We start from the raw sequence: 26,347 nt of genomic DNA on the forward strand, positions 1-26,347 counted from the left end.
TCTATTTGTGCAGTTAGCAATTAATACGACAAAATATGACAAGAAAGCGTAAAGCATTTTGTTATGATACATATGAAATATTGTCTTATGTGGGGGAAAGAGTATGTTAAAAAAGGTGAGTCAAATTGTTTTAATTTTTGGCATAGCTTTTAGTTTAAGTGCTTGCACTGAGACTAAAGATAGTAATGAAAGTAAACAAGAAGATGTTCAAGATAAAGTGTATAAAATAGGGGAGACAGTAGACGTAGATGGTTTGCAAGTAACTATCGATTCAGTTAAATTAGGATATCCGGATTATGATGAGGATAAAAAGAAAGAGGAGATTTTGGGGATTATTTTCAAAGTAGAAAATAATAGTAAAAAGGAAATACCTTTTGCATTTTATGAATTTGAGATTACCGATAAGAAAGGTACAAGATTTAAAGAATATAATAACCCTGATAGCTTTATTAGTAAAAAGTTAGCACCAGAAGAAAAAATTCAAGATATCATGCTATTTGACGTAGCGAAAGAAAATACGTATATCGCTACGTATAGACCAGAGTTTACGCGTGAAAATAGAATAATAAAATTTGAATTGAAACCAAATAAATAAAGAAACACATTGGATTATCCAATGTGTTTCTTTATGGTAATAAATTTAAAACGCCCAGTTACCTTTACGGAAGATAGGCTCATGTCTGCCATCAGCAGTAATACCGTCAATATCAAGCTCAGCTGATCCAATCATGAAGTCGTTGTGTGTAATACTAGCGTTTGCGCCGTTTTCAGCAAGTTCTTCTTTAGACATTGTTTTTCCGCCAACTAAGTTAAATGCGTAAGCATTTCCAATCGCAAGGTGGCAAGATGCATTTTCGTCAAATAGTGTATTGTAGAATAAAACATTTGTGTTTGAAATTGGTGAGTCATGAGGTACTAAAGCTACTTCCCCTAAGAAGTGAGAACCTTCATCTGTTTCTACTAAATGTTTTAAAGCTTCTTCACCAGCTTCAGCTTTATAGTCTATGATACGTCCGTTTTCAAATGTTAACGTGAAATTATCGATAATATTACCTGCAAATACTAACGGTTTTGTACTAGAAACTTGGCCGTTTACACCTGTTTTAAGTGGCATTGTAAATACTTCTTCAGTTGGAATATTAGCCATAAATGGTACGTTCTTTTCATTTAAGCTACCAGCACCAGCCCATACATGTTTTTCTGGAAGTTCGATTGTTAAATCTGTTCCAGGACCTGTATAGTGAAGAGCTTTATAATGCTTTTCGTTTAAGTAATCCACTTTTGTATGTAATGTTTCATCATGTTCTTTCCATGCTTCTACAGGATTTTCTAAATCAGCACGAGTAGCTTTGAAAATAGCATCCCATAACTTTGCTTCTTGTTCTTCTGGCGCTACGTCAGGGAATACTTTCGCAGCCCATTCTTTCGTAGGAACAGAAATGACACACCAGCTTACTTTATCTGCTTGTACGTAATCACGGTATACTTTCATTGCTTCTCCAGCTACTTTATGAGCTGTTGCGATACGCGATGGTTCTACACCTTTTAATAAATCAGGGTTTTCTGCATAGATAGACATAAATGCAGCGCCTTCTTTTGCTAATTCTTCACGAGCATGTGCTTTCCAAGATGGAAATTCAGCGAAAGCTTCTTCAGGAGCTAGATCGAATTTTAAGCGTGTTAACGTCTCATCATTCCAATCTACATATACGTGTTTTGCACCAGATTTATATGCTTTTTCTGTAACGAGGCGTACAAATTGTACAGCTTCAAGAGGTGCACTAATTGATAAAGTTTGTCCAGGTTGAATATTAACACCAACATTAACTGCAAGAGCAGCATATTTCTCTAACGTTTGTTCAAATGACATATGTATAATCTCCTTTAATTTGAAAGATTTCTTACTATATATAATACAAGAAAATTCTAAAAATATATATAAATATAAATATAAAGAGAGCTCAAAATGTATTGAGCTCTTACATTTACTTAATTGAAGAAGCAAACTGCTCTACAGTCGTTGTATGGTGTATACGAACGCGCTTCATCTTTAACAATTCATCAGGTTCACCCTTTGTAATGAATTGCCCAGGCTTTGTCGTCGTCGCAAATTGATAATACTTCTTCGTTTCTGCAACAACCTTATCATCTACATGACCGAATGGATAAGCAATCGCGATAACAGGCTTACCTGTTATTTTTTCTAGCTTTTCTTTTGAACCTTTTAACTCTTCCTCATAGTTTGTAATTTTCGGTAAGTCTGCATGTGTTGCAGTATGAGATTGCACCGAGAAAATGCCGGAATCAACCATTTCTTTTATTTCAGAAGTAGACAATGCTCCTTCTATATCAACGTTATCAACAATCATATATTCTGTTGCTGCCGGTTTAAAAGTATCATCTTTTAGCTTTTGTAAAACGCGAAATGCATTCATATTATTTTTCATACCGTCATCAAATGTAACGAAAATCGGTTTATTTACTTTATTTATATCGCCCCAGCGTTCAAACGTTAAAAGCGTATAACCATTGTCCTTTAAATGCTTCATTTGTGCTTCAAAGTTAGCTGGTGATACGAATAAGTCTTTAATGCCTTGACCATGATAATCATCAATTGCGTGATACATAAGAACAGGAACCTTTTGTTCAAAAGTAATAGTAGATTTCGTAAGCGGGATTGTTTTCCCATCTTCTTTCATTCCTGTTGCTTCAATTTGAAACTCACCGCGTTTTCCTTCAAATTCTTTTATATCAAAAGAAATTGCAAATTGTTTCTCCTTTTCTTTAGAAGAAAAAGATTTAGCATGTTCCTTTCCATCAGCTGTGCGCCAAATTTTATATTGTACTTCATTTAAAGAATCTTTTATGTCTGTAATATGAATACTTGTGTTTGTAGACTTGTATGTGATGGGAGTATAAGAAATTTTACCTTGTTCTTGTACAGTCTCTTTTTGTTTAGCTACTTCTTGAACCTTTTTCTCTTTTTTAGGTTCTGGACTTACATTGTTAGTATTACAGCCTGCTAGAATGGCAGACGTACATAAAGCAATTGCTGCATATTTTCTCATGAAAATCACCTTCTATTGTGTAGTATGTTGCATATTGACATTAAAATCCCCACCGCTATAAGAGTGGTGGGGATATACCCTTGTTCATCATATCATTTGAAGAAAATGAGGGGAATATGATTTTTAGGAGGTTATTAATGTAATAGTTTAGTGACTTTGAATAGATGTATTTTTTTGTTTCTTATTAGAATTAATAATAATATAACCGACTACAAAGATAAGAGGAATAATGAAGCCATAGATAGGCATTCCCCATACATAATAGCTTTTCAGCGTTAAGACTAGTAAATGTAAGAAATCGAAAATTGCGTGAGCTTTCATAATATCCTCCAATGGTTTTTTGAAAATTATAACATTTTGAACTTGTTATTTGTATAATTTGGAAAGTTATTTAAGCTAATTTTAAAGTAAGAAGAATACATATTAATATGCAATTTTGCATAAGGGTATGTATTTTATTAAAATATAAAGATTTTATACTATAATGAAAACCGCTATAAAACTAAGTAAGAATAATGTATGGAGTGGAGAATAGAAATGAAATATAAAAAAATAATATATATCTTTTTCATATCGCTATTTATAGTTGGTTGTCAAAGTGAAGTGAGTAAAGCGAATAGCGTGGAAGAGTATATTCCATCGCATCTTATGAATGCGGAAGTAACGGCGGATATTATGACACTTGAATTTCCTTATGAGATAAAAGAGAAATTAGAGAAAATCGGAAATAAAATGAGCGATAGTATTACAAATAATTTAGATTGGTATTTGAAGTATGCCGAGGAAGAAATTATACCGAAAAAAACGTTTCCTTATCATCAAAACTTAGGTATTACAAAAGAAGAATATGATTTTATGATAGATAAAATGGATAATGCAGAATATATAAATACCAAAGACGGAAAACTCTTTTTTAAAAAGAAAGATCGTGAAATTCAAATTCTCTCTGATGAAAATTTGAATCTAATTAAAAATATTCGAATTGATACAGAGAAGAATACAATTAAAACTCCTTTGGGAGAATGCGAATATGAAGGTGAGATCAAGGCGTCGGATGAACAAAAAGCTACTGGTCCATGGAGTGGGAAGATGTGGACTTTAAAAAGCAATGGATTGCTTTATCATTTTTCATTAGGAAAGTTAAAAAACATAAACAAATCTATCATTTACATTTCAATAAAAGGTATATATAAAGATAGTATTATCAATACAGAAGAAGCAGTTGAATTTCACTCGGTTTCATAAAGAATCAAAAAAATCACCTTACTCGTTAAAGTAAGGTGATTTTTTATTAAATAAACAATCCAGCGATTGTCGCAGATAAAATAGAAGCAAGTGTTGATGCAAATAGCATTTTCCAACCAAATTTAGAAACAACGCTTCCTTGTTTTTCAGAAAGGGCACGGATTGTACCAACGATTGCACCAATTTGGCTAATACTTGCGAAGCTAATTAAGAATACTGTAACGATTCCAACTGTACGTGGAGCTAATGTTGTAGCTGTGTCTTTTAAATCAAGGATTGCTACAAACTCATTTAAAACAATCTTCGTACCCATAATACCACCAGCTGGGATAATATCTTGAGTTGGAATACCCATTAAGAATGCGAATGGAGAAAGTACGTAACCGAAGATTTGTTGTAAAGTAACAGCATGTCCCATTGCGCCTGAAGCTGCACTAATTACGTAGTTTACAACTTCCATCACACCGATAAAAGCGATCATTAATGCGGCAACGATACCAGCTACTTTTAAACCATCAAGCGCACCGTTAATCATTGCACCGATAAAGCTGTCCCCGAATAGAGTTCTATCAAATTTTTGAATCACTTCATCTTCTTTCTTCGTATCAACTGGTGTTAATAACGAACAAACGATTAAGCTTGAGAATAAATTTAGCGGAAGAGCTGCTAGTACGTATTTTGCATCTAACATCATTACGTATGATGCTGTAACAGAAGCAGAAACGGAGCTCATCGCAGAACAACAAATGATAAACATACGGTTTTTATTGAAATGCTGTAAATCGTTTTTAATAACGATTAACGCTTCACTTGAACCGAAGAATACAGAGTTTACTGCGTGGAATGACTCAACGCGTGGTAAACCAGTAATTTTTGAAATAGCACCGCCGACAACGCGAACGATGAATGGTAAAACACCTAAATAACTAAAGATTGAAAGTAGTGCTGAGAAAAATACGATAATTAATAATACGTTTAAGAAAAAGACAAAATCTCTGTGAATTCCATTAAAGAGAAAATCGACACCTGTCGTACCAAGTTTAATTAGTTTGTTGAAAACTTTACTAATGAAAATAATGATTTGTTGACCAATCTTTGTAGCAAACATAAACCAACCGATTAAAATTTGGAAACCAATCATAATTGCAATTGCACGGAAGTTGATTTTACTTTTGTTGTTTGACAAAGCAAAACATAAACCTAACACGGCAAGAATACCGATAATGCTCATTACATATTGCATGTAGTTGCCCCTTTCAGAAGTTCGTATAAAGTTTGTACATAAAACGCTCGTTATATTACTAAAAATAAAAGAACGAGGTTTTATGTCATACGTAAGATGTCTGACCTTTTAGAAAAATAAAAATAAAAAAAGACCCATATGGATTCACTTTCATCTATGAGAGAAAGCTAATCAATATGAGTCCTTTTTTGCGCATAGGCTAATATTCATTAGTTTTCCCCATAGTCCAGCAATTTAAGGTTGCCGGGTAGAAACTCTCGATCCATATTATCAAGTATATATGAGGTAACATCGTCCGTATTAAATTAGTAGTAGCGTAACATTAACAGAGAAGTATCGTCAATAGCTTTTTTTCTTCCAATAGAAAAAGACCATATAAGTATGATAAAATGTAACGCAGTGTTATGAAAAAGAGAGGTCGGAAAATGAGTACTAAAATGACGCCACCAGTTGAGAAAAACGAGTTTATAGATGTAGTATTTGAAGATTTAACACATGATGGTGCCGGTGTTGCGAAAGTAAAGGGCTATCCTATTTTCGTTAAAAACGGATTACCAGGTGAAGAAGCGCAAATTAAAATTATTAAAGTGAAGAAAAACTTCGCATTTGGTCGTTTAATGAAGCTTCATACAGAAAGTCCATATCGTAAAGATGCTGAATGTCCAGTATATAATCAGTGCGGCGGTTGTCAGCTTCAGCACTTAACTTATGAAGGACAATTACAAGCGAAAGAAAAACAAGTACGTGACGTTATGCAACGTATCGGAGGACTAGGTGATGTTCCTGTTCATCCTGTACTTGGCATGGAAAATCCGTGGGTATATCGCAATAAAGCACAAGTACCAATCGGAGAACGTGAAGGCGGACTTGTAGCTGGTTTCTATCGCCAAGGAACGCATGATATCATTAATATGGAATCATGCTTAATTCAGGCAGAAGAAAACGATACATTAATTCAAGAAGTAAAACGTATTTGTGAAAAGCACGGTATCACTGCGTACAACGAAGAGCGTAACAAAGGAACACTTCGTCACGTAATGGCTCGTTACGGACAAGTAACAGGGGAAATTATGCTTGTCTTCATTACACGTACAGCAGAATTGCCGAACAAAAACGCAATCATTGAAGAAATTGCAGCGAAATTCCCAGAAGTAAAATCCATTGTTCAAAACGTAAATACGAAGCGTACGAATGTAATCTTCGGAGATAAAACGACAGTACTGTACGGATCAGAATATATTTATGACTTTATCGGTGACATTAAATTTGCGATTTCAGCACGTTCATTCTATCAAGTAAACCCAGAACAAACGAAAGTGCTATACGATAAAACGTTAGAATACGCAAAATTAAACGGTAACGAAACAGTAATTGATGCCTATTGCGGAATCGGATCAATCTCGTTATTCCTAGCGCAAAAAGCGAAAAAAGTGTACGGCGTTGAAATCGTCCCAGAAGCAATTGAAGACGCAAACCGAAATGCAGCACTAAACAACATGACAAACGCTGAATTTGGCGTAGGAGAAGCAGAAGTAGTCATTCCAAAATGGTACAAAGAAGGCGTAATTGCTGACACAATGGTCGTAGACCCACCGCGTAAAGGCTGTGACGAAGCATTACTAAACACAATCATTGACATGAAGCCAAACCGCGTCGTATACGTATCATGTAACCCAGCAACATTAGCACGTGATTTAAAAGTACTAGAAGAAGGCGGATATAAAACACAGGAAGTACAACCTGTTGATATGTTCCCGCATACGACGCATGTGGAGTGTGTGGCTTGGCTTAAGTTAGTATAATAGGAAAGCAGTTGATATAGAAAAAATCTATACCATCTGCTTTTTGGTTTACAAAAATACCATTCATAAGCGATTTTAGTTAAAATAAATATTGCTGATTTTCACAAATTATAAATTGAGATTTTGAAATTGTATTCATAGTGAGAGGATTTGAATTTAAAATGATAGATAATTTTTGGCGTGAATTACCACGGCCATTTTTCGTACTTGCACCAATGGAAGATGTAACAGACGTTGTTTTCCGTCACGTAGTAAGTGAAGCTGGTCGTCCGGACGTATTCTTCACAGAGTTTACAAACTCGGATAGCTATTGTCATCCAGAAGGTATGAAAAGTGTACGTGGCCGTTTAATTTTTACAGAAGACGAGCAGCCGATGGTAGCACATATTTGGGGAGACAATCCCGAATACTTCCGTCAAATGAGTATCGGTATGGCAGAGCTAGGATTTAAAGGCATTGATATTAACATGGGTTGCCCAGTTCCGAACGTTGCATCAAGAGGAAAAGGTAGTGGCCTTATTCTACGTCCAGACGTTGCGGCAGAACTTATCCAAGCAGCAAAAGCGGGCGGACTACCTGTCAGCGTAAAAACACGACTTGGCTTTAAAGAGTTAAGCGAGTGGGAAGATTGGTTAACGCACATTTTCAAACAAGATATTGCAAACCTTTCTATTCACTTACGTACAAGAGAAGAAATGAGCCAAGTAGATGCGCATTGGGAACTAATTCCGGAAATTAAAAAATTACGTGACCGTATCGCACCAAATACGTTAATAACAATCAATGGAGACATCCTTGATCGTAAAATGGGACTGGAACTTGCTGAAAAATACGGCATTGATGGCGTAATGATCGGACGAGGCATCTTCAAAAATCCATTTGCTTTTGAAAAAGAGCCAAGAGAGCATAGCAGTAAAGAACATCTAGATCTTTTAAGACTACAACTTGATTTACAAGATCAATATGCAGAAGTACTGCCACGCTCAATCACAGGGCTTCACCGCTTCTTCAAAATTTATGTAAAAGGCTTCCCTGGAGCTGCTGAATTGAGAAATCAATTGATGAGCACGAAGTCGACGGATGAGGTGCGTGCTTTGTTGGATAAGTTTGAGGATAGTGTTGGTGAGGCTCAGGATAGTGAGATGGTTTAACTTTTAAGCAGTTAAATCATTTCATATGTAGTGCATGACATGAGTGAGTTGAAAATAAGTGCAGAGCTGGAAAAGAACAGTGTATTTGAGAAATCAAAGCACTGTTTTTTTCTTTTAGTTAATGTTAAGAGAGAAATTTTTTTATAGGCATATAAAAAACATGTAAGAGCTCTGTAGATACAATGATAGAGAAAAGTTCGGGTAAGACTATAAAACATATCTTTAAAATGTTAAAGTATTAATTTAGCGGACAATAACTAAAAGGTTAGATTAAACATGATAATTTAAAGCAGGTTATAGCATAAACTTTAACCGCTGAATAAATAATCAACATTTCAGGAGGAAACCCAATGGCAATGAGCAACAACGATATATTAAAAAGAGTACGATACGCTTTAGATATAAAAGATATAGATATGGTAGAAATCTTTAAACTTGGCGGGATGGAAGTAACGAAAGAAGACGTAGTTGATATGCTTACAAAAATAAAGAGAGCTCCTCAGCATGAAGCTGAAAATGATGAGGTAGCTGAAGATGAGTACGTAAAAACATGCGATATGATGATGTTAGAGGCATTTTTAAATGGATTTATTACTTTAAAAAGAGGAAAGCAAGATCCGAAACCAGGGCAGCCTGCACCTGTACAGAGCAAGGAGAGTGCCAATAACCTTCTTCTAAAGAAAATGAAAATCGCACTATCTTTAACGAGTGAGGATGTACTTGATATATTAGATAGCGTGGGCGTTACGGTAACAAAAGGAGAGTTAGGCGCTCTATTAAGAAAAAAAGGTCATAAAAATTACAAAGAGTGCGGCGATAGATACGCAAGGAATTTCATTAAGGGATTAGGTGTAAAGTATAGAGGATAATGAGTTCGTTAAAGCAGTAAATGATATAATAGGTAGAGTAGGACGTTCGTATCCTACTCTTTTTTATTTGTAAAAATACTATGCTAGGTGATGAAATGGTACATACATATTTAGGTGAGACAATTAATTTTCATATAACTTATAAGAAGAAAAAGTCCGTGCGTCTTTTTGTAGATTCGTATGGAAATGTAGAAATACAGGCTCCGAAAGGGACACCTGTTGAATACTTAGTCCAGTTGCTAGAAGAGAAGTGGGGTTGGATTCAGACAACACGTAAAGAAATGCAGGAGCGAGCGCATGGACCACAGGAAAAGGATTATGATCAAGGAGAAGGCTTTTTGTATTTAGGGAATACGTATCCGATACAGATTTCCCAAGATGCAAGCATTGAGCAAGACAACGCAGTATTTAAAGGGGATAAGTTACATATTTATGTGAAAGAGCTTAAGGATGAGAAAATACAACAAGCTTTAAAACGATTTTACTATAAGCAGTGTAAATCTTTAGTAGAGAAGAGTATTAAAGCGCATCAAAGTAATTTCAAAACAAAACCACGTTCTATTCGTATTACAGATAGTAGTCGTACTTGGGGTACTTGCGATTCGAATTTACAACTAACATTCAATTGGAAGCTAGCAATGGCACCACAGCGAGTAATTGACTATGTAGTTGTTCATGAAATGTGTCATATGGTTCATTTAAATCATGATCGATCGTTTTGGCGTCTTGTCGGGAAAATCATGCCCGATTATAAGGAAATGGAGAACTGGTTAGCTTTATCTAGTTGGAAGATGACGGTTTAATGTTGCGCTTTGTATAGGTTGCAATTATTGTCAATCTTTGTCGGTAAGTCGATATATTTCGAAAATCGCTGATATATTTGAAGTTGCGCCGATATATTTCGAAAATCGCTGATATATTCGGAGTTGCGCCGATATATTTCGAAAACCGCTGATATATTCGGAGTTGCGCCGATATATTTCGAAAACCGCTGATATATTTGGAGTTGCAATCGATATGTTCAATGAAGCGAAAGTAAAAGGAGAGGTCACAGCAGACATCTCCTCTTTTCGAGTATATAGATTATCGCCCAAACTTCACAACAAAATCTTCATCAACTTTCCCCATCTCATACCCACGATACCCCTCCGAAAGCAAAGCCTGCTGTCCACTAGCATCACTCATTAGAATACTTTGAACATCCGTCCAATCTCTTTTCTTGTCTTCACGCAATTCCTTCACAAAAACATACCGCAGACTACCACCATACTTTTCCTTCAGCGCAGCAATCTCCATCCCTTGCGCAAACTTATCCTTCAAACTCGGAATGTTAAAAGGAGCAACGGTGCAGCATACATAATCATATTTGCTGTCTTCTTTTTGTAATTCTTCCATAATGACTTTTGCTAATATTTTTTGCATACCATTTCCTCGGCAGTTCGGATGAACGTTTGAGATTTCTTGATAGATGACGCGGTGTAGTTCACTTTCTGGCAAACCAATATCAAGCCCTAAATGTTCATCGTCGATAGGAGGGACGAGTAGAGCGCGAAATGCGATGAGTTTGTTTTCGATAAAAGCACCGATCATCATGCCGTTTCCTTCTAGAATGTATTGAAATTCTTCTAGTGAGAGTGGTTGTAAACGACTTTTATCTTCTAGTGCTTCAACTACGATGTTTTGTAGTGATAAAATTTGTTCGATGTGCTCTAGTGATAGTAATGTAACGTGAAATGATTCGTTATTTTGTTTTAATGTTCCTTTGTATAGAACCGTCATATGATAGTCCTCCTTTAGCGTACAACGTCTTGAAAGACGGTTAGTTCTTGTAGTGTATCTTCGTTTATTTCAATACCGAGTCCGGGCTTTTCGTTTAAGCGAATGAATGGTACATCGTAATGTAAGTTTCCAATGTCTTTCGTGAATTTTAATGGTCCTGTTAGCTCTACGCTCGTAATGATTTTCTTTGAGAAAGCGACATGGAATCCTGCGGAAGAGGCAACAGATGATTCGACCATTGATCCCACTTGGCATTCAATGCCGGCCATTTCAGCTTGATGAGCGAGCTTTACAGCTGGATATATGCCACCGCATTTCATTAGTTTTATATTCACTTTATCAGCAGCTTCTAATTTAATAATTTGGCGCATTTCACGAGAACTTTTTAGTCCTTCATCAATCATAAGCGGGAGGTCTGTCTTAGAACGGATATGAGCCATGGCATCAATATCGTCCGCGATAACAGGTTGTTCAATCCAGTCAATGTTTAAATGTCCTAATGACCGCAGTGCTGTTAATGTGTTTGCGCTATTTTTCCAGCCTTGGTTTACATCAACGCGAATAGCGATGTCATTTCCTACACGTTCTCGTACAGCTTCAATACGTTTCACATCTTCTTTTACATTCGTACCAACTTTCATTTTGAAAGATTGGTAACCTTTTTGAATCATAGAAGCAGCTTCTTCAGCCATATCTTCAGGATCGGCAATACTTAAAACGTGAGTGACAGGGAATTCTTCATGATAGCGCCCGCCAATTAATTGATATACAGGTTGATTTAGTTTTTTGCCCATTATATCAAAACAAGCAATATCAATTGCAGCTTTCGCTGTTGGAACACCGTAAATTGTATTGTCCATTATGTCGTGTATTTTTTCGATATTCATTGGATTTTTCCCGATTAGAGCAGGGGTTAGCGTATGTTTTAAAGTATGGAAAGTACTTTCCCATGATTCACCTGTGACGTGATCATCAGCAACGCCTTCACCGTAACCGATAATACCTTCATCTGTTTCCATTTTGACGATAATAGAGGGCATATCAGAATAAGAGCCATAACTAATAACAAACGGATTGCGAAGCGGTAAACGAATTGCGTAAAGATGAATAGCTGTAATTTTCATTGAATAGAAACCCCTTCCTGTTTACAATAGTTTTGTACATTTGATATAGTTGACGTTAAATAGTCGTTAATTAATGATAAGGAGTTAGAGAAAATGATGATAAAAATTGCAGTTGTCGGTTCAAAGGAGTTTATGGAGAACCTTTTTCCTATTGCTCAAAAATTAGAAGGAATAGAAATTGATCCATATATTTACCTTCATCCGGCGGAATCTTCTGAATTATTAAAGTGTCTAAAGCCTTGTGATGTCATCTTTTTCTCAGGTGCTTTACCTTATTATATGGCAAAAGAAATAAGAGAACAATTACGAATTCCAAGTACATACTTACAGCAAGACGAGACAACTGTCGCATCTTCAATTCTTTCTATCATGTATCATCAAAGTATTCAACCACATAACATTTCCATCGATTTAGTAGACCGCTCGTTTATTACAAATGTGTTCCATGATATTGGTATAAAAGAAAGCCCGCAAGTGTTGGATTATGAAAATATGCTGTGGAGTAAAGATGAAATAAATAGAGTTATCGATTTTCATGTAGCTAAATATCAATCTGGAGAGGCTCATTTAGCTTTAACTAGTATTCACGCTGTTTACGATGAGCTTCAAAAAATAGGTGTTCCTTCAGAGCGTATGATTGATCCAACACAGTCCATTATACATGGGCTAAAAGATGCAAAAATAAAAGCTGAGTTAGCAAAAAGCTATTCAGCTACTGTTGGTGCTTGTATTATTTCTTCCTTAGAATTACGAGCGAGTTTGCTTGAAAAACTAGATTTCATTTCAAAAGAACTACGTGGTTCATTTAAACAAGTGGATGAAATGACATGCATTTTGTATACAACTCGTGGTGATATCGAATCAATTATTAAAACAAATGCGATAGATAACTTGTTTGCGAGCGTAGAAGGAACGATAGCTATTGGATTTGGTTATGGGAAAACCGTGAAAGAGGCGGAGCAAAATGCAAAAATTGCTCAAAGTTTTGCAAAGAATAATCCAATAGATCGTTGTTTTTATATACTAACAAGTGATAAAGATTTGTTTGGTCCGTTCCCGAAAGAACAGAGAGTACAAAGTTTGAAAAATGATAATCCGGAACTAATGAAAATAGCGAAGGAAACGAAGCTTAGTCCGGCCAACTTGTCAAAAATCATTCAATTTAGTCAATCGCATCCGTCATTGAAGTTTACAGCAGCTGACCTTTCTGAGTACTTACAAGTGACTCGAAGATCGACAGAAAGGTTGTTAAAGAAATTAGTTGATTACGGGTATGCTCATATTTGTGGCGAGGAAATGCCCTATCAACAAGGGCGACCTCGCGCACTATATGAACTGAATTTACCGCTATTTTTAAGCTTCTAGTTGAGCTTTTTGTTTCTTTAGTAATTCTGCTTTTTCAATGTCTGATAGTTTTACAATTGTGAAGCCTGTTATGCCATAAATGATTGAGATAATAGGTACGATGAAATTCAAAATAGCATAAGGGGCATATTCAAATGCACCTACGCCAAGTGTAGCGAGAATAAATACACCGCACGTATTCCAAGGAACGAAGACAGAAGTTAATGTTCCGCCATCTTCTAATGCTCTGGATAAGTTTTTTGAATATAGTCCTTTTTCTGTGTATGCATTTGCGTACATTCTTGAAGGGACAACAATTGAAATATATTGTTCAGAGCAAGTAAGGTTTGTTGCAAAACAAGATGCGATAGTAGAAGCGATAAGCCCTTTTGCTGATTTCGCTAACTTTAAAATTTGATTTACAATTGAGCGAAGAATACCTGTATGTTCTAATACTCCTCCGAAAGTCATAGCGACAATTGTAATAGAGACTGTATTCATCATCGAATCTAAGCCACCGCGGTTAAATAGTTCGTCTACTAGCTTGTTTCCAGTGTCTATAACAAATCCAGCTTGGAGTGCACCGACAGATGCTGAGACAGAACCACCTTGAATAAAGACTTGTGATAAAAATCCTAAAATAATACCGACGAGAATCGCTGGTATAGCAGGAACTTTTTTTGCGACCAATACCATAACGACTACGGGTATAATGAGTAGGAAAGGTGAGATAACAAAGTTTTGTTGCAATACTTGTAACGTTTGATCGATGCTCTTCGCATCAATATTGTTAGCGCCGAAGCTTCTTCCTAAGAGCGCGTAAACGATAAGAGTAATAATTAAACCTGGAACTGTAGTAAATAACATATGACGAATGTGTGCGAATAAATCTGTATTTGTTAATCCTGCGGCTAGGTTAGTTGTATCTGAAAGCGGTGACATTTTATCGCCAAAATAAGAGCCTGAAATAATGGCACCAGCAACCATTGGAGCTGGGATTCCCATACTTAGGCCAATTCCCATTCCAGCAACACCAATTGTCCCCATTGTAGACCAAGAGCTACCAATTGCTAATGCAACGATAGAACAAATGACGGTAATGGAAACTAAAAATAGTGATGGAGTTAAAAGTTTTAAACCGTAATAAATCATCGTTGCGACGATTCCACCGCCAATCCAAGCACCAATTGTTAAGCCAACAAGAATAATAATGACGATAGCAGGTAATGCAAGACGAATCCCTTTATACATTGCTTCTTCAAGATCATTCCATTTGTAACCATAACGCCAAGCGACAATAGAAGCAACGGTTGTACCGATAATAAGTGGAACGTGAGGGGTTTGTTTTAATACAACAATTGTAACCATCATAACTGCAACGGTAATGATAATAGGGATAATCGCTATTCCAAAAGGTATTTCTTTTTTCATAAAGTTCCTCCTTGTTACGTATGTTTGTTTGTATTTTTAGAATTGTCGTAAAATAGACGTTTATTAGGTTATGATAACTAAAAGTTTATGTAAGCGTCAACATAAAAAACAGAAAATAAGGAATGTTCTAGTTGTTTGTTTAGTTTGTAATATAAGTGCAGAGTAAGGTTTTTAAGTATTTAAAAATAAACAATTGACTTTTTTCTTAAAATTCAATATGTTCATAAAAACATCTGTTTTTCATAAGTATAATTAACCCGAATCGTTTGTAATGTGGGAAGGAGACTGGAACGTTGAAAACATTAGAACTACAAGAGCGCTTAACGGAGATTTTTCAGCATTTACACGAAAACCCTGAAGTAAGTTGGAAAGAATATGAAACGACAACGTATATTACTGACTTTTTAAAAGAAGAAGGAATTTCATATAGAACATTTGATGATTGTCCAGGTGTAATTGCTGAGATTGGAGGCGGGAATCCAGTTATTGCGATTCGTGCTGATATGGATGCACTTTGGCAAGAAGTAAATGGAGAATTTAAAGCGAACCATTCATGTGGCCATGATGCTCATATGACCATTGTAATGGGACTTATTTTACAATTGAAAAATATGAGATGGAAAAGTGGTACGGTTAGATTTATTTTTCAGCCGGCAGAAGAGAAGGGTAATGGTGCTTTGAAGATGGTGGAGAAAGGTGCTGTAGATGATGCCGATTTCTTATTTGGCGTCCATCTAAGACCAATTGAAGAACTATCTTTGAAACAAGCAGCCTCATCTATTCGCCATGGAGCAGCAGGATTTTTAGAGGGTATGATTCATGGGGAGGATGCACACGGGGCAAGACCACACCAAGGTGTGAATGCGATTGATGTCATTTCCATGATTAATGTCGGTTTGAAAAATATTTGGCTGCCACCGCAAAGTTCTTATTCAGTAAAAATGACGAGATGCCAAGCTGGTGGTGATAATTTAAATATTATTCCGGGAAATGGTCATTTCAGTTTAGATGTAAGAGCAGAGAGTAATATACTATTAGAAGAATTAAAGAAAAAGATTGAGCATGTAATAGAATCAGCTGCATCGATGGGGTCGAAAACTTCATACGAATGGATGGATCTTGCACCAGGAGCAGAGGTTTCTGAAGAAGCAGAGCGCTTTATGCGTAAAGGTATTCTCGAAGTGTATGGGGAAGAGAGATGCACAGGGCCTCTCTATACGACAGGAAGCGATGATTTCCATTACTATACAGTGAAAAGACCACATTTAAAAGCTGTCATGCTTGGACTAGGAGCAGACCTACAACCTGGATTACACCATCCGTATATGAGGTTTGATCATAGTTGTATTATGGATGGGGTAGAAATATTGAAACAAACTGTATTGAAAGTGTTAGAAGACAGGGGCTAAAGAGCTCCTGTTTTTTTGTCGTGAATTGTCGGTAAATCGATATATTGAGAAAATCGTTGATATATTTGAAGTTATGATAGATATATTGAGAAAATCGTTGATATATTTGAAGTTACGATAGATATATTAAGAAAATCGTTAATATAATTTCACGTACCTATTAATTTGATGAAAAATGAGCCTCCAGTACATGGTGTATAATAATAAGTACCATTTTTTAATAGGAGAAAACGAATGAACGAACAATATTACGATGCAGTTTTACATATAAAAACAGTCGGTGAGCAAAAAGGGTTTAACAAGTCTATGCATTATCACCGCTACGAACCGACGCCGTATAGCGGGTTAGATGAGTTATTGAATCAATATGAAATACGAAGTAGCGACCGAATTGTAGACTTTGGGTGCGGAAAAGGGCGATTAAACTTTTATATGCATCATAAATGTGGGGCTTCAGCAGTTGGAATTGAAATGAATGAAGAATTTTATAAAGAAGCGATGGATAATCGAGATCGTTATGCCCGAAAGGCACGAAACAGTAAGGGGAAAATTCAATTCCAATGTTGTTTAGCGCAGGAATATAAGATTGATCCACATGATAATAGGTTTTATTTCTTTAATCCGTTTTCTGTGCAAGTGTTTATGAATGTAGTAAATAACATTTTGCTTTCAGTAGAAAACACGGGGAGAGAAGTGGATATTATTTTATATTATCCTTCTGAGGACTATATTTTCTTCTTAGAAAATCAGACTGCGTTTGAGCTGAAGAAAGAAGTTAGATTGCCAGGTGCTTATGAGAAGAATGGGAATGAGAGGTTTTTAGTTTATACATTAGGGTAATAAAAAAACAGGTGCCAAGGCACCTGTTTTTTATTAGTTACGGATTAAGTAATCAAATGCACCTAAAGCTGCGTTTGCACCTGAACCCATAGAGATGATGATTTGTTTGTACGGATTATTTGTACAGTCACCTGCAGCAAACACTCCTGGTACGTTTGTAGCGCCGTGCTTGTCTGTTACGATTTCACCGCGAACGCGTTCAACTGTTTCGCCTAACCAGTCTGTGTTTGGCACAAGACCGATTTGTACGAATACACCTTGTAATTCAACGTGATGAACTTCTTCAGTTTCACGATCGATGTAAGAAATACCGTTTACTTTATCAGTACCAGTGATTTCTTTCGTTTGAACGTTTTTCAGAACAGTTACGTTTGGTAAGCTGTTAAGACGCTCTTGTAATACAGCATCAGCTTTTAATTCTGGCATGAATTCAAGAACAGTTACGTGCTTAACGATACCTGCTAAGTCGATAGCTGCTTCAATACCAGAGTTACCTCCGCCGATAACTGCTACGTCTTTTCCAGTGAATAATGGACCGTCACAGTGTGGGCAATATGCTACACCTTTATTTTTGAACTCAGCTTCACCTGGTACGCCAACATTACGCCAGCGAGCACCTGTAGAAACGATTACGCTCTTACTTTTCAGAATAGCGCCGTTTTCAAGTTCCACTTCAATAAGTTCTTTTTTCTCTAAACGTTTCGCACGTTGTAGATTCATTACATCGATGTCGTATTCTTTTACGTGTTCTTCAAGGCTTGCTACTAGCTTAGGACCTTCAGTCTTTTTTACGCTGATGAAGTTCTCAATGCCCATAGTATCCATTACTTGACCACCGAAGCGCTCAGCAACGATACCAGTGCGGATGCCTTTACGTGCTGCGTAAATTGCTGCACTTGCACCAGCAGGGCCGCCACCAACAACAAGAACATCGTATGGATCTTTATCAGAAAGCTCTGATGCATCTGGACCGTTACCCATTTTAGCTAAAATTTCTTCAAGTGTCATACGACCGCTTCCGAAAGATTCGCCGTTTAGGTAAACAGTTGGTACTGCCATGATGTCTTTGCTTTCTACTTCCTCTTTGAATGCAGCGCCATCAATCATAGTATGTGTAATACCAGGGTTAAGAACGCTCATTACGTTAAGAGCTTGTACAACATCAGGACAGTTATGACAACTTAGGCTGATATAAGATTCAAAATGATATTCGCCTTGAATGTTTTTAATTTGATCGATTAATTTTTGTTCAACTTTTGGAGCGCGTCCACTTACTTGTAGTAAAGCTAACACTAATGATGTAAATTCGTGTCCTAATGGAATACCAGCGAATACGACACCAGTGTCTTCACCAGGGCGGTTTACGCTAAAGCTTGGTGTTCTCTCTAATTCAACTTTTTCTACTGTAATCTTAGATGACATAGTAGCTAATTCGTCTACTAGAGCTAACATATCTTTAGATACGTTATCGTCTCCTGCGCTTACCTTAAGTAAAATATCGTTCTCCATTAATTGAAGGTATTGGGATAGTTGTGTTTTTATATCTGCATCTAGTATCATTTTGATCGAACTCCTTAGATTTTGCCTACAAGGTCAAGGCTTGGTTTAAGTGTTGCAGAACCCTCTTGCCATTTAGCTGGGCAAACTTCACCTGGGTTGTTACGTACGTATTGAGCAGCTTTAATTTTGTTAACAAGAATGCTTGCGTCACGGCCGATACCGTCAGCATTGATTTCCATAGATTGGATAACGCCGTCTGGATCGATGATGAATGTACCACGAGCAGCAAGACCTTCTTCTTCCATTAAAACGTTGAAGTTTGTAGTGATTGTGCGAGTTGGGTCACCAATCATGATGTACTCGATTTTGCCGATAGTTTCTGAGCTATCATGCCATGCTTTGTGAGTGAAGTGAGTGTCTGTAGATACAGAGTATACTTCAACGCCTAAGTCTTTTAGAGTTGCGTATTGGTTTTGTAAGTCTTCAAGTTCAGTTGGGCAAACGAATGTGAAGTCAGCTGGGTAGAAACAAACTACACTCCATTTTCCTTTTAAACTTTCGTCAGTAACTTGGATAAATTCTCCATTATGGTAAGCATTAGCTTTAAACGGTTTTACTTCTGTGCCGATTAATAACATATTAAAATTCCTCCTAAATGTTGGTTTTGAGCATCAAAAAATAGTGTGCTCATAAAATATATTTTTTAATTAACTATAATAATTCTAATTCGATATTAATTATCATATAGAAGTGGTTATTTTGTCAAGAGAATAAACCAACTTTATACCGATTTAATTAATATTTATTCTCAATTAAGGCTAACAGGGAATGGAAAGGTAACTTTAAGTTTATAAATTTTCAATGATTGTTTGAAAGAGTAGTGTGTATGTTAGAGATATGGTGTAAGTGTAAATTCTTAGGAAGGAAATATTTCTTAGAAGTTATGTATTTGAAAAGGAACTGCTTATTTCTATTTTACAAAGAATTGTGCGATAAATAAAATAAAATGAATCGAAATCTTTTTGAACAATTTTTGTCATCTCAAATATATAATTAGGAAGTATATTACGCTGATAGTTAGAAATATTGACTCAAAGTGCTAACGAGATATAATAAAACCTAGATATACCTTTCAAAAAGAAGAATACATATTTATAGGATGAAAAAATTCAACCTATTATTTTTTATAGCTTTTAGAAAACGCTTACAATTGGTGTGGAGGGGAAACCATGTCTAAGTTCACAAAGTATTTTTTAATGGAAGCTAAAGATGTGATTGCATATGTGAAAGAGAAATTATCTAAGTTTGAACATGCAAAGGGGCTAAAGTGTAAAGAAATAGGTGATGGCAATTTAAATTATGTGTTCCGCGTTTGGGATGAAAAAGAGAACATCTCTGTCATCGTAAAGCAAGCTGGGGATACAGCTCGCATTTCAGATGAGTTTAAGTTGTCGACGAATCGTATTCGCATAGAATCAGATGTTTTGCAGTTAGAGGATGAGTTAGCACCTGGACTTGTTCCTAAGGTGTATTTATTTGATAGTGTGATGAACTGTTGCGTAATGGAAGATTTATCGAATCACACAATATTACGTACAGCACTTATAAATCATCAAATATTTCCGCAGCTTGCTGACGACTTAACTACTTTTATGGTAAATACACTTTTATTAACATCTGATGTTGTAATGAATCATAAAGAGAAGAAGGAACTTGTGAAGAATTATATAAATCCTGGATTATGTGAGATTACAGAGGACCTCGTATATTCAGAACCATTTACAAATCATAATAAGCGTAATGAGTTATTTCCTTTAAATGAGGGATGGATTAGGGAGCATATTTATAGTGATAAAGAGCTTCGTATGGAAGTAGCGAAACGTAAATTTTCTTTTATGACGAATGCACAGGCATTGCTTCATGGTGATTTACATACTGGTTCTGTTTTTGTAAGAGATGATTCTACAAAGGTTATTGATCCTGAGTTTGCTTTTTATGGACCTATGGGATATGACGTTGGGAATGTAATGGCGAATTTAATGTTTGCTTGGGTGAATGCAGATGCAACGATGCCACCTGGAGCTGAGAAAGATACGTATATGGATTGGTTACAAACTACGATGGTAGAGGTAATTGATTTATTTAAGAAGAAGTTTTTAGATGCTTGGGATATTCATGTGACCGAGATTATGGCGAAGGAAGAAGGCTTTAACGAAGTATATTTACAATCTGTATTAGAGGATACAGCTGCAGTGACAGGTCTTGAATTAATCCGCCGTATTGTTGGATTAGCGAAAGTAAAAGATATTACTTGTATTGAGAATGAGGAAGCACGTGCTAGAGCGGAGCGAATTTGTCTTAAAGTAGCGAAGAGTTTTATTTTACGAGCGAATCAATATAGAACAGGTACAAGTTTTGTAGAAACGTTAAAAGAACAGTCAATGCACTACGCGGAGTAAGGGGAGAATATGATGGAAGAGCAATTAATACCAATTCAGTGGAAAGATGATGCTTTAGTTTTGTTAGATCAAACGTTATTACCGAATGAAATTGTCTATGAATCATTTAAAACAGCTGAAAGTGTGTGGGATGCCATTCAAGTAATGAAAGTACGAGGTGCACCAGCGATTGGTGTTTCAGCAGCTTATGGAGTGTATTTAGGGGTAAAGGAATTTGCTGAAAGTACGGAAGAAGGATTTATGGATGAAGTAAGAAAGGTATGTACATACTTGGCGACATCAAGACCGACTGCAGTAAATTTATTTTGGGCACTTGAAAGAATGGAAAGTGTAGCGGCAGATAATATTCATTTATCAATCTTACAGTTGAAAGATAGATTACTAGAAGAGGCAAAAGAAATTCATAGAGAAGATGAAGAAATTAACCGTCAAATTGGAGAACATGCATTAACATTATTCCGTGATGGAATGGGAGTATTAACACATTGTAATGCTGGTGCGTTAGCGACGACTAAGTATGGTACTGCGACGGCTCCAATGTACTTAGCAAAAGAAAAAGGATGGGACTTAAAAATCTTTTCGGATGAAACACGTCCAAGATTACAAGGGTCAACGTTAACGGCATTAGAACTACAGCGAGCGGGAATTGATGTTACTGTCATTACGGATAATATGGCGGCTATGGTCATGTCACAAGGGAAGATTGACGCTGTAATTGTTGGATGCGACCGTGTGGCAGCGAACGGTGATATAGCAAATAAAATTGGAACATTAGGCGTATCTATTTTAGCGAAATACTACAACATTCCGTTTTATGTAGCAGCGCCAACGCCGACAATTGACTTAAAAACACCGACAGGAAAAGAAATTCCCATCGAGGAAAGAGATGCTTCTGAAGTGATTAATCGCTTCGGACAATATTCTGCTCCGAAAGAAAGTAAAGTATATAATCCAGCATTTGATGTTACTCCACATGAAAATGTAACAGCGATTATTACAGAAAAAGGGATTGTAAAGGCACCGTTTACGGAGAATTTAAAAAAGATATTTCAATAAGTAGATAAATATAAAAGTCAGTCATCATAAGCTTCATACTTAGGGGGATGTATATGTTATTACAAAAAGAAAGAGAAGAAATTGTAGCGTATGGAAAGAAAATGATTTCTAGTGGTTTAACAAAGGGAACGGGCGGTAATATTAGTATCTTTAATCGTGAACAAGGTCTTGTTGCGATTAGCCCAAGTGGTTTAGAGTATTATGAAACAAAGCCTGAAGATGTGGTTATATTAAACTTAGATGGTGAAGTAGTAGAAGGAGAGAGAAAACCATCAAGTGAATTAGATATGCACCTTATTTACTATAGGAAGCGTGAAGATATAAATGCGCTTGTGCATACACATTCTCCTTACGCGAAGACGATTGCGTCATTAGGATGGGAGCTTCCGGCTGTGTCATATTTAATTGCTTTCGCAGGACCGAATGTGCGCTGTGCACCGTATGAAACATTTGGTACGAAGCAATTAGCAGAGGCTGCTTTTGAAGGCATGATTGATCGCCGTGCTGTTTTACTTGCGAACCACGGTTTAATTGCAGGTGCAAATAATATAAAAATGGCATTTACTGTTGCAGAAGAGATTGAGTTTTGTGCTCAAATTTATTATCAAACGAAAAGCATTGGGGAACCAAAGCTATTGCCAGAAGATGAGATGGAGAATTTGGCGAAGAAGTTTGAAGGATATGGGCAGCAGTAGAATGAAACAAAGACACCCTCAAGAAAAGATCTTGAGGGTGTCTTTTAAGCTTTTTTAAGCAACAAATACATAAAGTAAGGAGCCCCAATTAAAGCAACGACAATACCTGCTGGAATGCCATTAGGATCAACGATATTTCTTCCAATTGTATCTGCTAATAATAATAGCCATCCGCCGATTAAAAGGGCGATAGGCATGAAGATTTGATGTCTTGGACCTACTAAAGATTTCGCGATATGAGGAGCCATTAATCCGATAAAGCTAATTCCTCCTGTTACGGAAACAGCTGCAGCTGCAAGCGCAACGGCTGCGACTAATAAGTATCTGCGTTCTTTTTCAATTTCAATTCCAACGCCGATTGCGACTGGCTCGTTTAATGCTAAAATGTTTAATCGATTTGCTTTATAGAAAACGAACGGAATTAATACGATTAACCATGGGAGCATTGCTAAAACGAATATCCAGTCATCTCCCCAAATATTTCCGGCAATCCATTTTGAAATAAAGTCTACTTTCATACGATCCGCGGATGAAATAAGGACAATCATCGTTCCAGATAGTGCAAATGCAAAACCGATACCGGTTAATGTTAATCGGATTGGCTGAAGTCCAGTTGATTTACTATAAGAAAATACGTAAATTAGAACAGCTGTCAGAAATGCGCCGATAAATCCAACAACAGGTAGTAAGTAAAGAAATGAACCTACATCTATTGGAAAGTATAAAAAGAAAATAGCAACAGCAACACCGGCCCCAGAGTTAATACCAAGAATACCAGGTTCAGCTAAATCATTTCGAGTAATTCCTTGAAGAATAGCTCCTGATAAAGCGAGAGCCATACCAGCTAATAATGTAATGACAATTCTAGGTAGCCTTAAAGAGTATAAAACAAACTCCTCTTTAAAAGTCCCTTGCCCCATTAATGTTGGGAGTAGTCGATCATAAGATAAAGATGCTGAACCAAGTCCCATTCCAACTACAATGGTTGTGATAATTACTATAAGTAAAGTGAGTATAATGAGACGCTGTTTTCTTAAAATAGATTGCATCATGAGAATGTTTTTCCTCCTTTACGTACAATGAATAGGAAGAATGGTAACCCTACAATCGCGACAATTGCGGCAACTGGTGTTTCGTATGGAGCGTTAATAGTACGTCCGATTGTATCTGCAAGTAGCATAAAGGAAGCTCCAGCAATTGCTGACATTGGTATAACAAATCGGTAGTCTGGCCCGACAATTGGACGTACCATATGAGGTACCATTAAGCCGATAAATGCCATATTTCCGACAAGAGCTACAGACGCACCAGCAAGTAAGATAATAATGATAAATAGAATGGTTTTAATAACAATAATTTTTTGACCTAGTCCAATAGCAACTTCTTCACTGAAACTAAGAACTGTCAATTTTTTTGCTAGTAAGATAGCGATAAAGATACTAATTGAAATGACTGGAATAATAATTTTTAATTGGCCCCAAGTTGTTCCAATTACGCCCCCAGCAGTCCAAAGTGATACCTCTTGTGAAATTTTGAAGTAAATGCCGACTCCTTCTGAAATTGCGAGTAGAAATGCTGAAACGGCAGCACCGGCTAATACAATTCGAAGAGGGGACAGCCCGCCTTTTTTCACCATACCAATTCCAAATACCATAATCGCACCGATTGCAGCACCGATAAAGCAAGCTAATGTTAAGTAAAGATAGCTGATGGAAGGGTTGAAAGCAAGTGTCAGTGCAAGTGCAGCATTTGCTCCACCAGATAGCCCTAGTAATCCAGGATCTGCAAGCGGATTTCGTGTTAATCCTTGCATAATTGCTCCAGAAACAGCAAGTCCAGCTCCTACAAAAATTGCAGCTACTTCACGTGGTAAACGAATTTCTCGAATAATAGATATTTTGTCCCCTTTAGCAGAGGAAGTGAGCGCTAACCATACATCTTTTATTGAAGTATCGGCAGCCCCTAATACCATTGCCACCATAAAAATAAGAAAAAATGCAATTATGCTCAAAATTAGTTTGTATGTAAAAGCTATAGAACGTGGATTGTCGTGATCTTTTGTCATTCGTTTCACATCTTTTCTGTTCATAGAATAAAGGAAGAGGAATTCTTAATTTAAGAATTCCTCATGTTTGTATTATTTACCAAGAAAGCTCTTCTTGAAGAAGTCTAGTTGGAAATCTAGTGTAAGTGGATCGTTGAAATAGAATTCCATCATGTTTGCTTCGTATACGCGATTATTTTTTACTGCTGGGATGTTTTTATATGATTCTGTCTCTTGGAATGAGTTATCAGTATCTTTATTTTTACTTACGATTAAGTAATCACCAGCAAACTCAGGTAATACCTCAGTAGATAATGCGTAGTAACCTTCTTTTAATGCTTTTTCTTTTACTTTTTCAGGCATTTTTAATTTCATTTCTTGGTACAGAATTTCTGTTCCGCGGCCCCAGTTTTCGCCGTATACATAAAGCTGTTTGTTGAAGTTTTCTACAACAGAAACTGTTGCATCTTCACCGATTTTTGCTTTAATTTCTTTACCAGCTTCTTGTGCACGTTTCTTGAAGTCATCAACCCAAGTTTTTGCTTCTTTTTCTTTGTTTAATAACTTACCGATTTCTAAATGCTGTGTTAAGTAATCAACTTTTCCGTAAGTGTATGTTACAGTAGGCGCGATTTTCTTTAACTTATCGACATTTTTAATATTTGATAAACCGATGATTAAATCTGGATTTAGTTCAGCGATTTTTTCAACATTTTCATCTGATACTTCAGCAACATCTTTAAGTTTGCTATCAAAACGTGGGTTTTGTTTAGACCATGAATCTACCCCAACAAGATTTACACCTAATGACATTACGTTACCAGCGAATGATGATAATACAACAACGCGTTTTGGATTTGCAGGAACTTCTACTTTACCATTTTCAGATTGGTATGTAATTGTTTCTGATTTGCTACCTTTTGCATCGTCCTTTTTGTCTGTAGAGCTATTGCTACAAGCGCTCATAACAAGAACGAAAAGGACTGTTAGTGAAATAAATAACTTTTTCATCGTCTTTCTCCTTTAACATAGATGATATGTGTATACAATAATTTATTTAACTGTAATATTTTTGAAATAGTAGTGGTAATGCAAAATAATTTATTAAAAATCTTGAATATGAGATTTTATAATATAGTAATAACCATATTAATGAAAGAAGATGTAATCTCAAATTTGCTAATTATTAACAAAATGATAATGATTATCACTATTGATTCTTTAAATAATATAATTTTATATAGGTGTATTGTCAATAGTAATTTTGATTGTAAATTTTGCGGAAACA

General features: G+C 36.2%; 24 protein-coding genes and 1 riboswitch. Of the genes, 12 read left to right on the forward strand and 12 right to left on the reverse strand.

The window, feature by feature from the left end; all coding sequences use genetic code 11:
- The first annotated feature begins 103 nt into the window (after positions 1-103).
- Positions 104-595 (forward strand): DUF4352 domain-containing protein, encoded by a 492-nt coding sequence (locus D1166_RS13035; RefSeq protein WP_084065567.1) that lies wholly within the window; start codon positions 104-106, stop codon positions 593-595.
- A 45-nt stretch (positions 596-640) separates the two neighbouring features.
- On the opposite strand, the gene D1166_RS13040 is transcribed toward D1166_RS13035, so the two are convergent.
- The 3 genes from D1166_RS13040 to D1166_RS31285 all read right to left on the reverse strand — a co-directional run bounded on the left by D1166_RS13040 (position 641) and on the right by D1166_RS31285 (position 3,389).
- The gene (locus D1166_RS13040) at positions 641-1,870 is read right to left on the reverse strand and encodes an aminopeptidase (protein ID WP_000007356.1); all 1,230 of its coding nucleotides are present in this window, start codon (positions 1,868-1,870) and stop codon (positions 641-643) included.
- A gap of 115 nt (positions 1,871-1,985) precedes the next feature.
- Positions 1,986-3,068 carry a polysaccharide deacetylase family protein gene (locus D1166_RS13045; protein ID WP_087947617.1) on the reverse strand — a complete coding sequence of 361 codons (1,083 nt, stop codon included), beginning with the start codon at positions 3,066-3,068 and terminating at the stop codon, positions 1,986-1,988.
- Positions 3,069-3,215: 147 nt separating this feature from the next.
- Positions 3,216-3,389, reverse strand: a complete 174-nt coding sequence (locus tag D1166_RS31285) for a hypothetical protein (protein ID WP_165851665.1) — start codon at positions 3,387-3,389, stop codon at positions 3,216-3,218.
- Between the two features lie 216 nt (positions 3,390-3,605).
- Here D1166_RS31285 and D1166_RS13050 point away from each other — a divergent pair, with 216 nt between their 5' ends.
- On the forward strand, positions 3,606-4,313 hold the full coding sequence (locus tag D1166_RS13050; RefSeq protein WP_097861534.1) for a hypothetical protein: 708 nt from the start codon (positions 3,606-3,608) through the stop codon (positions 4,311-4,313).
- Between the two features lie 46 nt (positions 4,314-4,359).
- Here the strand turns inward: D1166_RS13050 and D1166_RS13055 are convergent, their stop codons facing one another.
- Positions 4,360-5,556 (reverse strand): NupC/NupG family nucleoside CNT transporter, encoded by a 1,197-nt coding sequence (locus tag D1166_RS13055; protein WP_001200491.1) that lies wholly within the window; start codon positions 5,554-5,556, stop codon positions 4,360-4,362.
- 202 nt (positions 5,557-5,758) lie between these two features.
- A riboswitch (purine riboswitch) is annotated at positions 5,759-5,860 on the reverse strand.
- A 121-nt stretch (positions 5,861-5,981) separates the two neighbouring features.
- Here D1166_RS13055 and rlmD point away from each other — a divergent pair.
- The 4 genes from rlmD (at position 5,982) to D1166_RS13075 (ending at position 10,181) form a co-directional block, all read left to right on the forward strand.
- Positions 5,982-7,358 carry a 23S rRNA (uracil(1939)-C(5))-methyltransferase RlmD gene (rlmD, locus tag D1166_RS13060; protein ID WP_097796303.1) on the forward strand — a complete coding sequence of 459 codons (1,377 nt, stop codon included), beginning with the start codon at positions 5,982-5,984 and terminating at the stop codon, positions 7,356-7,358.
- A 161-nt stretch (positions 7,359-7,519) separates the two neighbouring features.
- A complete protein-coding gene (locus D1166_RS13065) occupies positions 7,520-8,509 on the forward strand; it encodes a tRNA dihydrouridine synthase (RefSeq protein WP_000566705.1) in 990 nt (329 codons plus the stop codon).
- A gap of 350 nt (positions 8,510-8,859) precedes the next feature.
- Complete coding sequence (locus tag D1166_RS13070) at positions 8,860-9,378, forward strand: YehS family protein (protein WP_001251702.1); 519 nt, start codon at positions 8,860-8,862, stop codon at positions 9,376-9,378.
- Between the two features lie 95 nt (positions 9,379-9,473).
- A complete protein-coding gene (locus tag D1166_RS13075) occupies positions 9,474-10,181 on the forward strand; it encodes a M48 family metallopeptidase (RefSeq protein ID WP_000233735.1) in 708 nt (235 codons plus the stop codon).
- Between the two features lie 280 nt (positions 10,182-10,461).
- Here D1166_RS13075 and D1166_RS13085 read toward each other — a convergent pair whose 3' ends face one another.
- Together D1166_RS13085 and D1166_RS13090 are read right to left on the reverse strand one after the other, a co-directional pair.
- Entirely contained in the window at positions 10,462-11,157 is a 696-nt protein-coding gene (locus tag D1166_RS13085) for an N-acetyltransferase (protein ID WP_097856386.1), read from the reverse strand.
- Between the two features lie 14 nt (positions 11,158-11,171).
- Positions 11,172-12,281, reverse strand: coding sequence for a mandelate racemase/muconate lactonizing enzyme family protein (locus D1166_RS13090; protein WP_000704486.1), 1,110 nt, complete (start codon positions 12,279-12,281; stop codon positions 11,172-11,174).
- A 93-nt stretch (positions 12,282-12,374) separates the two neighbouring features.
- Between D1166_RS13090 and D1166_RS13095 the strand changes: the two genes are divergently transcribed.
- The gene (locus D1166_RS13095) at positions 12,375-13,646 is read left to right on the forward strand and encodes a transcriptional regulator (protein ID WP_097856387.1); all 1,272 of its coding nucleotides are present in this window, start codon (positions 12,375-12,377) and stop codon (positions 13,644-13,646) included.
- On the opposite strand, the gene nhaC is transcribed toward D1166_RS13095, so the two are convergent.
- A complete protein-coding gene (gene nhaC, locus D1166_RS13100; RefSeq protein ID WP_097856388.1) occupies positions 13,635-15,056 on the reverse strand; it encodes a Na+/H+ antiporter NhaC in 1,422 nt (473 codons plus the stop codon). The genes D1166_RS13095 and nhaC overlap by 12 nt on opposite strands.
- 293 nt (positions 15,057-15,349) lie before the next feature.
- Between nhaC and D1166_RS13105 the strand changes: the two genes are divergently transcribed.
- Both D1166_RS13105 and D1166_RS13110 read left to right on the forward strand, forming a co-directional pair.
- Complete coding sequence (locus D1166_RS13105) at positions 15,350-16,465, forward strand: M20 peptidase aminoacylase family protein (RefSeq protein ID WP_000853546.1); 1,116 nt, start codon at positions 15,350-15,352, stop codon at positions 16,463-16,465.
- A gap of 234 nt (positions 16,466-16,699) precedes the next feature.
- Entirely contained in the window at positions 16,700-17,305 is a 606-nt protein-coding gene (locus D1166_RS13110) for an SAM-dependent methyltransferase (RefSeq protein ID WP_001005631.1), read from the forward strand.
- 33 nt (positions 17,306-17,338) lie between these two features.
- Here D1166_RS13110 and ahpF read toward each other — a convergent pair whose 3' ends face one another.
- Positions 17,339-18,865, reverse strand: coding sequence for an alkyl hydroperoxide reductase subunit F (gene ahpF / locus D1166_RS13115; RefSeq protein WP_000599501.1), 1,527 nt, complete (start codon positions 18,863-18,865; stop codon positions 17,339-17,341).
- A 14-nt stretch (positions 18,866-18,879) separates the two neighbouring features.
- A complete protein-coding gene (gene ahpC / locus D1166_RS13120) occupies positions 18,880-19,443 on the reverse strand; it encodes an alkyl hydroperoxide reductase subunit C (protein WP_000924420.1) in 564 nt (187 codons plus the stop codon).
- A gap of 591 nt (positions 19,444-20,034) precedes the next feature.
- On the opposite strand from ahpC, the gene mtnK reads away from it, so the two are divergent.
- Genes mtnK through D1166_RS13135 form a run of 3 tightly spaced genes read left to right on the forward strand, consistent with a single transcriptional unit; the run spans position 20,035 to position 23,015 of the window.
- Entirely contained in the window at positions 20,035-21,264 is a 1,230-nt protein-coding gene (gene mtnK / locus D1166_RS13125; protein ID WP_000033221.1) for an S-methyl-5-thioribose kinase, read from the forward strand.
- A gap of 9 nt (positions 21,265-21,273) precedes the next feature.
- Positions 21,274-22,320 carry an S-methyl-5-thioribose-1-phosphate isomerase gene (gene mtnA / locus D1166_RS13130; RefSeq protein WP_087947609.1) on the forward strand — a complete coding sequence of 349 codons (1,047 nt, stop codon included), beginning with the start codon at positions 21,274-21,276 and terminating at the stop codon, positions 22,318-22,320.
- 53 nt (positions 22,321-22,373) lie between these two features.
- On the forward strand, positions 22,374-23,015 hold the full coding sequence (locus D1166_RS13135) for an L-fuculose-phosphate aldolase (RefSeq protein WP_000926557.1): 642 nt from the start codon (positions 22,374-22,376) through the stop codon (positions 23,013-23,015).
- 44 nt (positions 23,016-23,059) lie between these two features.
- Here D1166_RS13135 and D1166_RS13140 read toward each other — a convergent pair whose 3' ends face one another.
- From D1166_RS13140 to D1166_RS13150, 3 genes are read right to left on the reverse strand one after another with little or no spacing between them, the layout of a single operon-like run.
- Complete coding sequence (locus D1166_RS13140) at positions 23,060-24,067, reverse strand: FecCD family ABC transporter permease (protein WP_000983759.1); 1,008 nt, start codon at positions 24,065-24,067, stop codon at positions 23,060-23,062.
- Positions 24,064-25,104 carry a FecCD family ABC transporter permease gene (locus D1166_RS13145; protein WP_001986097.1) on the reverse strand — a complete coding sequence of 347 codons (1,041 nt, stop codon included), beginning with the start codon at positions 25,102-25,104 and terminating at the stop codon, positions 24,064-24,066. The genes D1166_RS13140 and D1166_RS13145 overlap by 4 nt, the downstream gene beginning before the upstream one ends.
- Before the next feature lie 48 nt (positions 25,105-25,152).
- Positions 25,153-26,070, reverse strand: coding sequence for an iron-hydroxamate ABC transporter substrate-binding protein (locus D1166_RS13150; protein ID WP_000732594.1), 918 nt, complete (start codon positions 26,068-26,070; stop codon positions 25,153-25,155).
- Between the last annotated feature and the right edge of the window lie 277 nt (positions 26,071-26,347).

This window comes from Bacillus sp. ISO11 (assembly GCF_003458115.1).
Lineage (GTDB): Bacteria > Bacillota > Bacilli > Bacillales > Bacillaceae_G > Bacillus_A > Bacillus_A cereus.

Coding starts and splice junctions, on each gene's coding strand:
- D1166_RS13065 (WP_000566705.1), top strand. CDS start 7,520: ATGATAGATAATTTTTGGCGTGAATTACCACGGCCATTTTTCGTACTT.
- D1166_RS13070 (WP_001251702.1), top strand. CDS start 8,860: ATGGCAATGAGCAACAACGATATATTAAAAAGAGTACGATACGCTTTA.
- D1166_RS31285 (WP_165851665.1), bottom strand. CDS start 3,389: ATGAAAGCTCACGCAATTTTCGATTTCTTACATTTACTAGTCTTAACG.
- D1166_RS13035 (WP_084065567.1), top strand. CDS start 104: ATGTTAAAAAAGGTGAGTCAAATTGTTTTAATTTTTGGCATAGCTTTT.
- D1166_RS13075 (WP_000233735.1), top strand. CDS start 9,474: ATGGTACATACATATTTAGGTGAGACAATTAATTTTCATATAACTTAT.
- D1166_RS13050 (WP_097861534.1), top strand. CDS start 3,606: ATGAAATATAAAAAAATAATATATATCTTTTTCATATCGCTATTTATA.
- D1166_RS13150 (WP_000732594.1), bottom strand. CDS start 26,070: ATGAAAAAGTTATTTATTTCACTAACAGTCCTTTTCGTTCTTGTTATG.
- D1166_RS13135 (WP_000926557.1), top strand. CDS start 22,374: ATGTTATTACAAAAAGAAAGAGAAGAAATTGTAGCGTATGGAAAGAAA.
- ahpF (WP_000599501.1), bottom strand. CDS start 18,865: ATGATACTAGATGCAGATATAAAAACACAACTATCCCAATACCTTCAA.
- D1166_RS13095 (WP_097856387.1), top strand. CDS start 12,375: ATGATGATAAAAATTGCAGTTGTCGGTTCAAAGGAGTTTATGGAGAAC.
- D1166_RS13145 (WP_001986097.1), bottom strand. CDS start 25,104: ATGAACAGAAAAGATGTGAAACGAATGACAAAAGATCACGACAATCCA.
- rlmD (WP_097796303.1), top strand. CDS start 5,982: ATGAGTACTAAAATGACGCCACCAGTTGAGAAAAACGAGTTTATAGAT.
- mtnK (WP_000033221.1), top strand. CDS start 20,035: ATGTCTAAGTTCACAAAGTATTTTTTAATGGAAGCTAAAGATGTGATT.
- D1166_RS13090 (WP_000704486.1), bottom strand. CDS start 12,281: ATGAAAATTACAGCTATTCATCTTTACGCAATTCGTTTACCGCTTCGC.
- D1166_RS13040 (WP_000007356.1), bottom strand. CDS start 1,870: ATGTCATTTGAACAAACGTTAGAGAAATATGCTGCTCTTGCAGTTAAT.
- D1166_RS13055 (WP_001200491.1), bottom strand. CDS start 5,556: ATGCAATATGTAATGAGCATTATCGGTATTCTTGCCGTGTTAGGTTTA.
- D1166_RS13110 (WP_001005631.1), top strand. CDS start 16,700: ATGAACGAACAATATTACGATGCAGTTTTACATATAAAAACAGTCGGT.
- ahpC (WP_000924420.1), bottom strand. CDS start 19,443: ATGTTATTAATCGGCACAGAAGTAAAACCGTTTAAAGCTAATGCTTAC.
- D1166_RS13140 (WP_000983759.1), bottom strand. CDS start 24,067: ATGATGCAATCTATTTTAAGAAAACAGCGTCTCATTATACTCACTTTA.
- nhaC (WP_097856388.1), bottom strand. CDS start 15,056: ATGAAAAAAGAAATACCTTTTGGAATAGCGATTATCCCTATTATCATT.
- D1166_RS13045 (WP_087947617.1), bottom strand. CDS start 3,068: ATGAGAAAATATGCAGCAATTGCTTTATGTACGTCTGCCATTCTAGCA.
- mtnA (WP_087947609.1), top strand. CDS start 21,274: ATGATGGAAGAGCAATTAATACCAATTCAGTGGAAAGATGATGCTTTA.
- D1166_RS13085 (WP_097856386.1), bottom strand. CDS start 11,157: ATGACGGTTCTATACAAAGGAACATTAAAACAAAATAACGAATCATTT.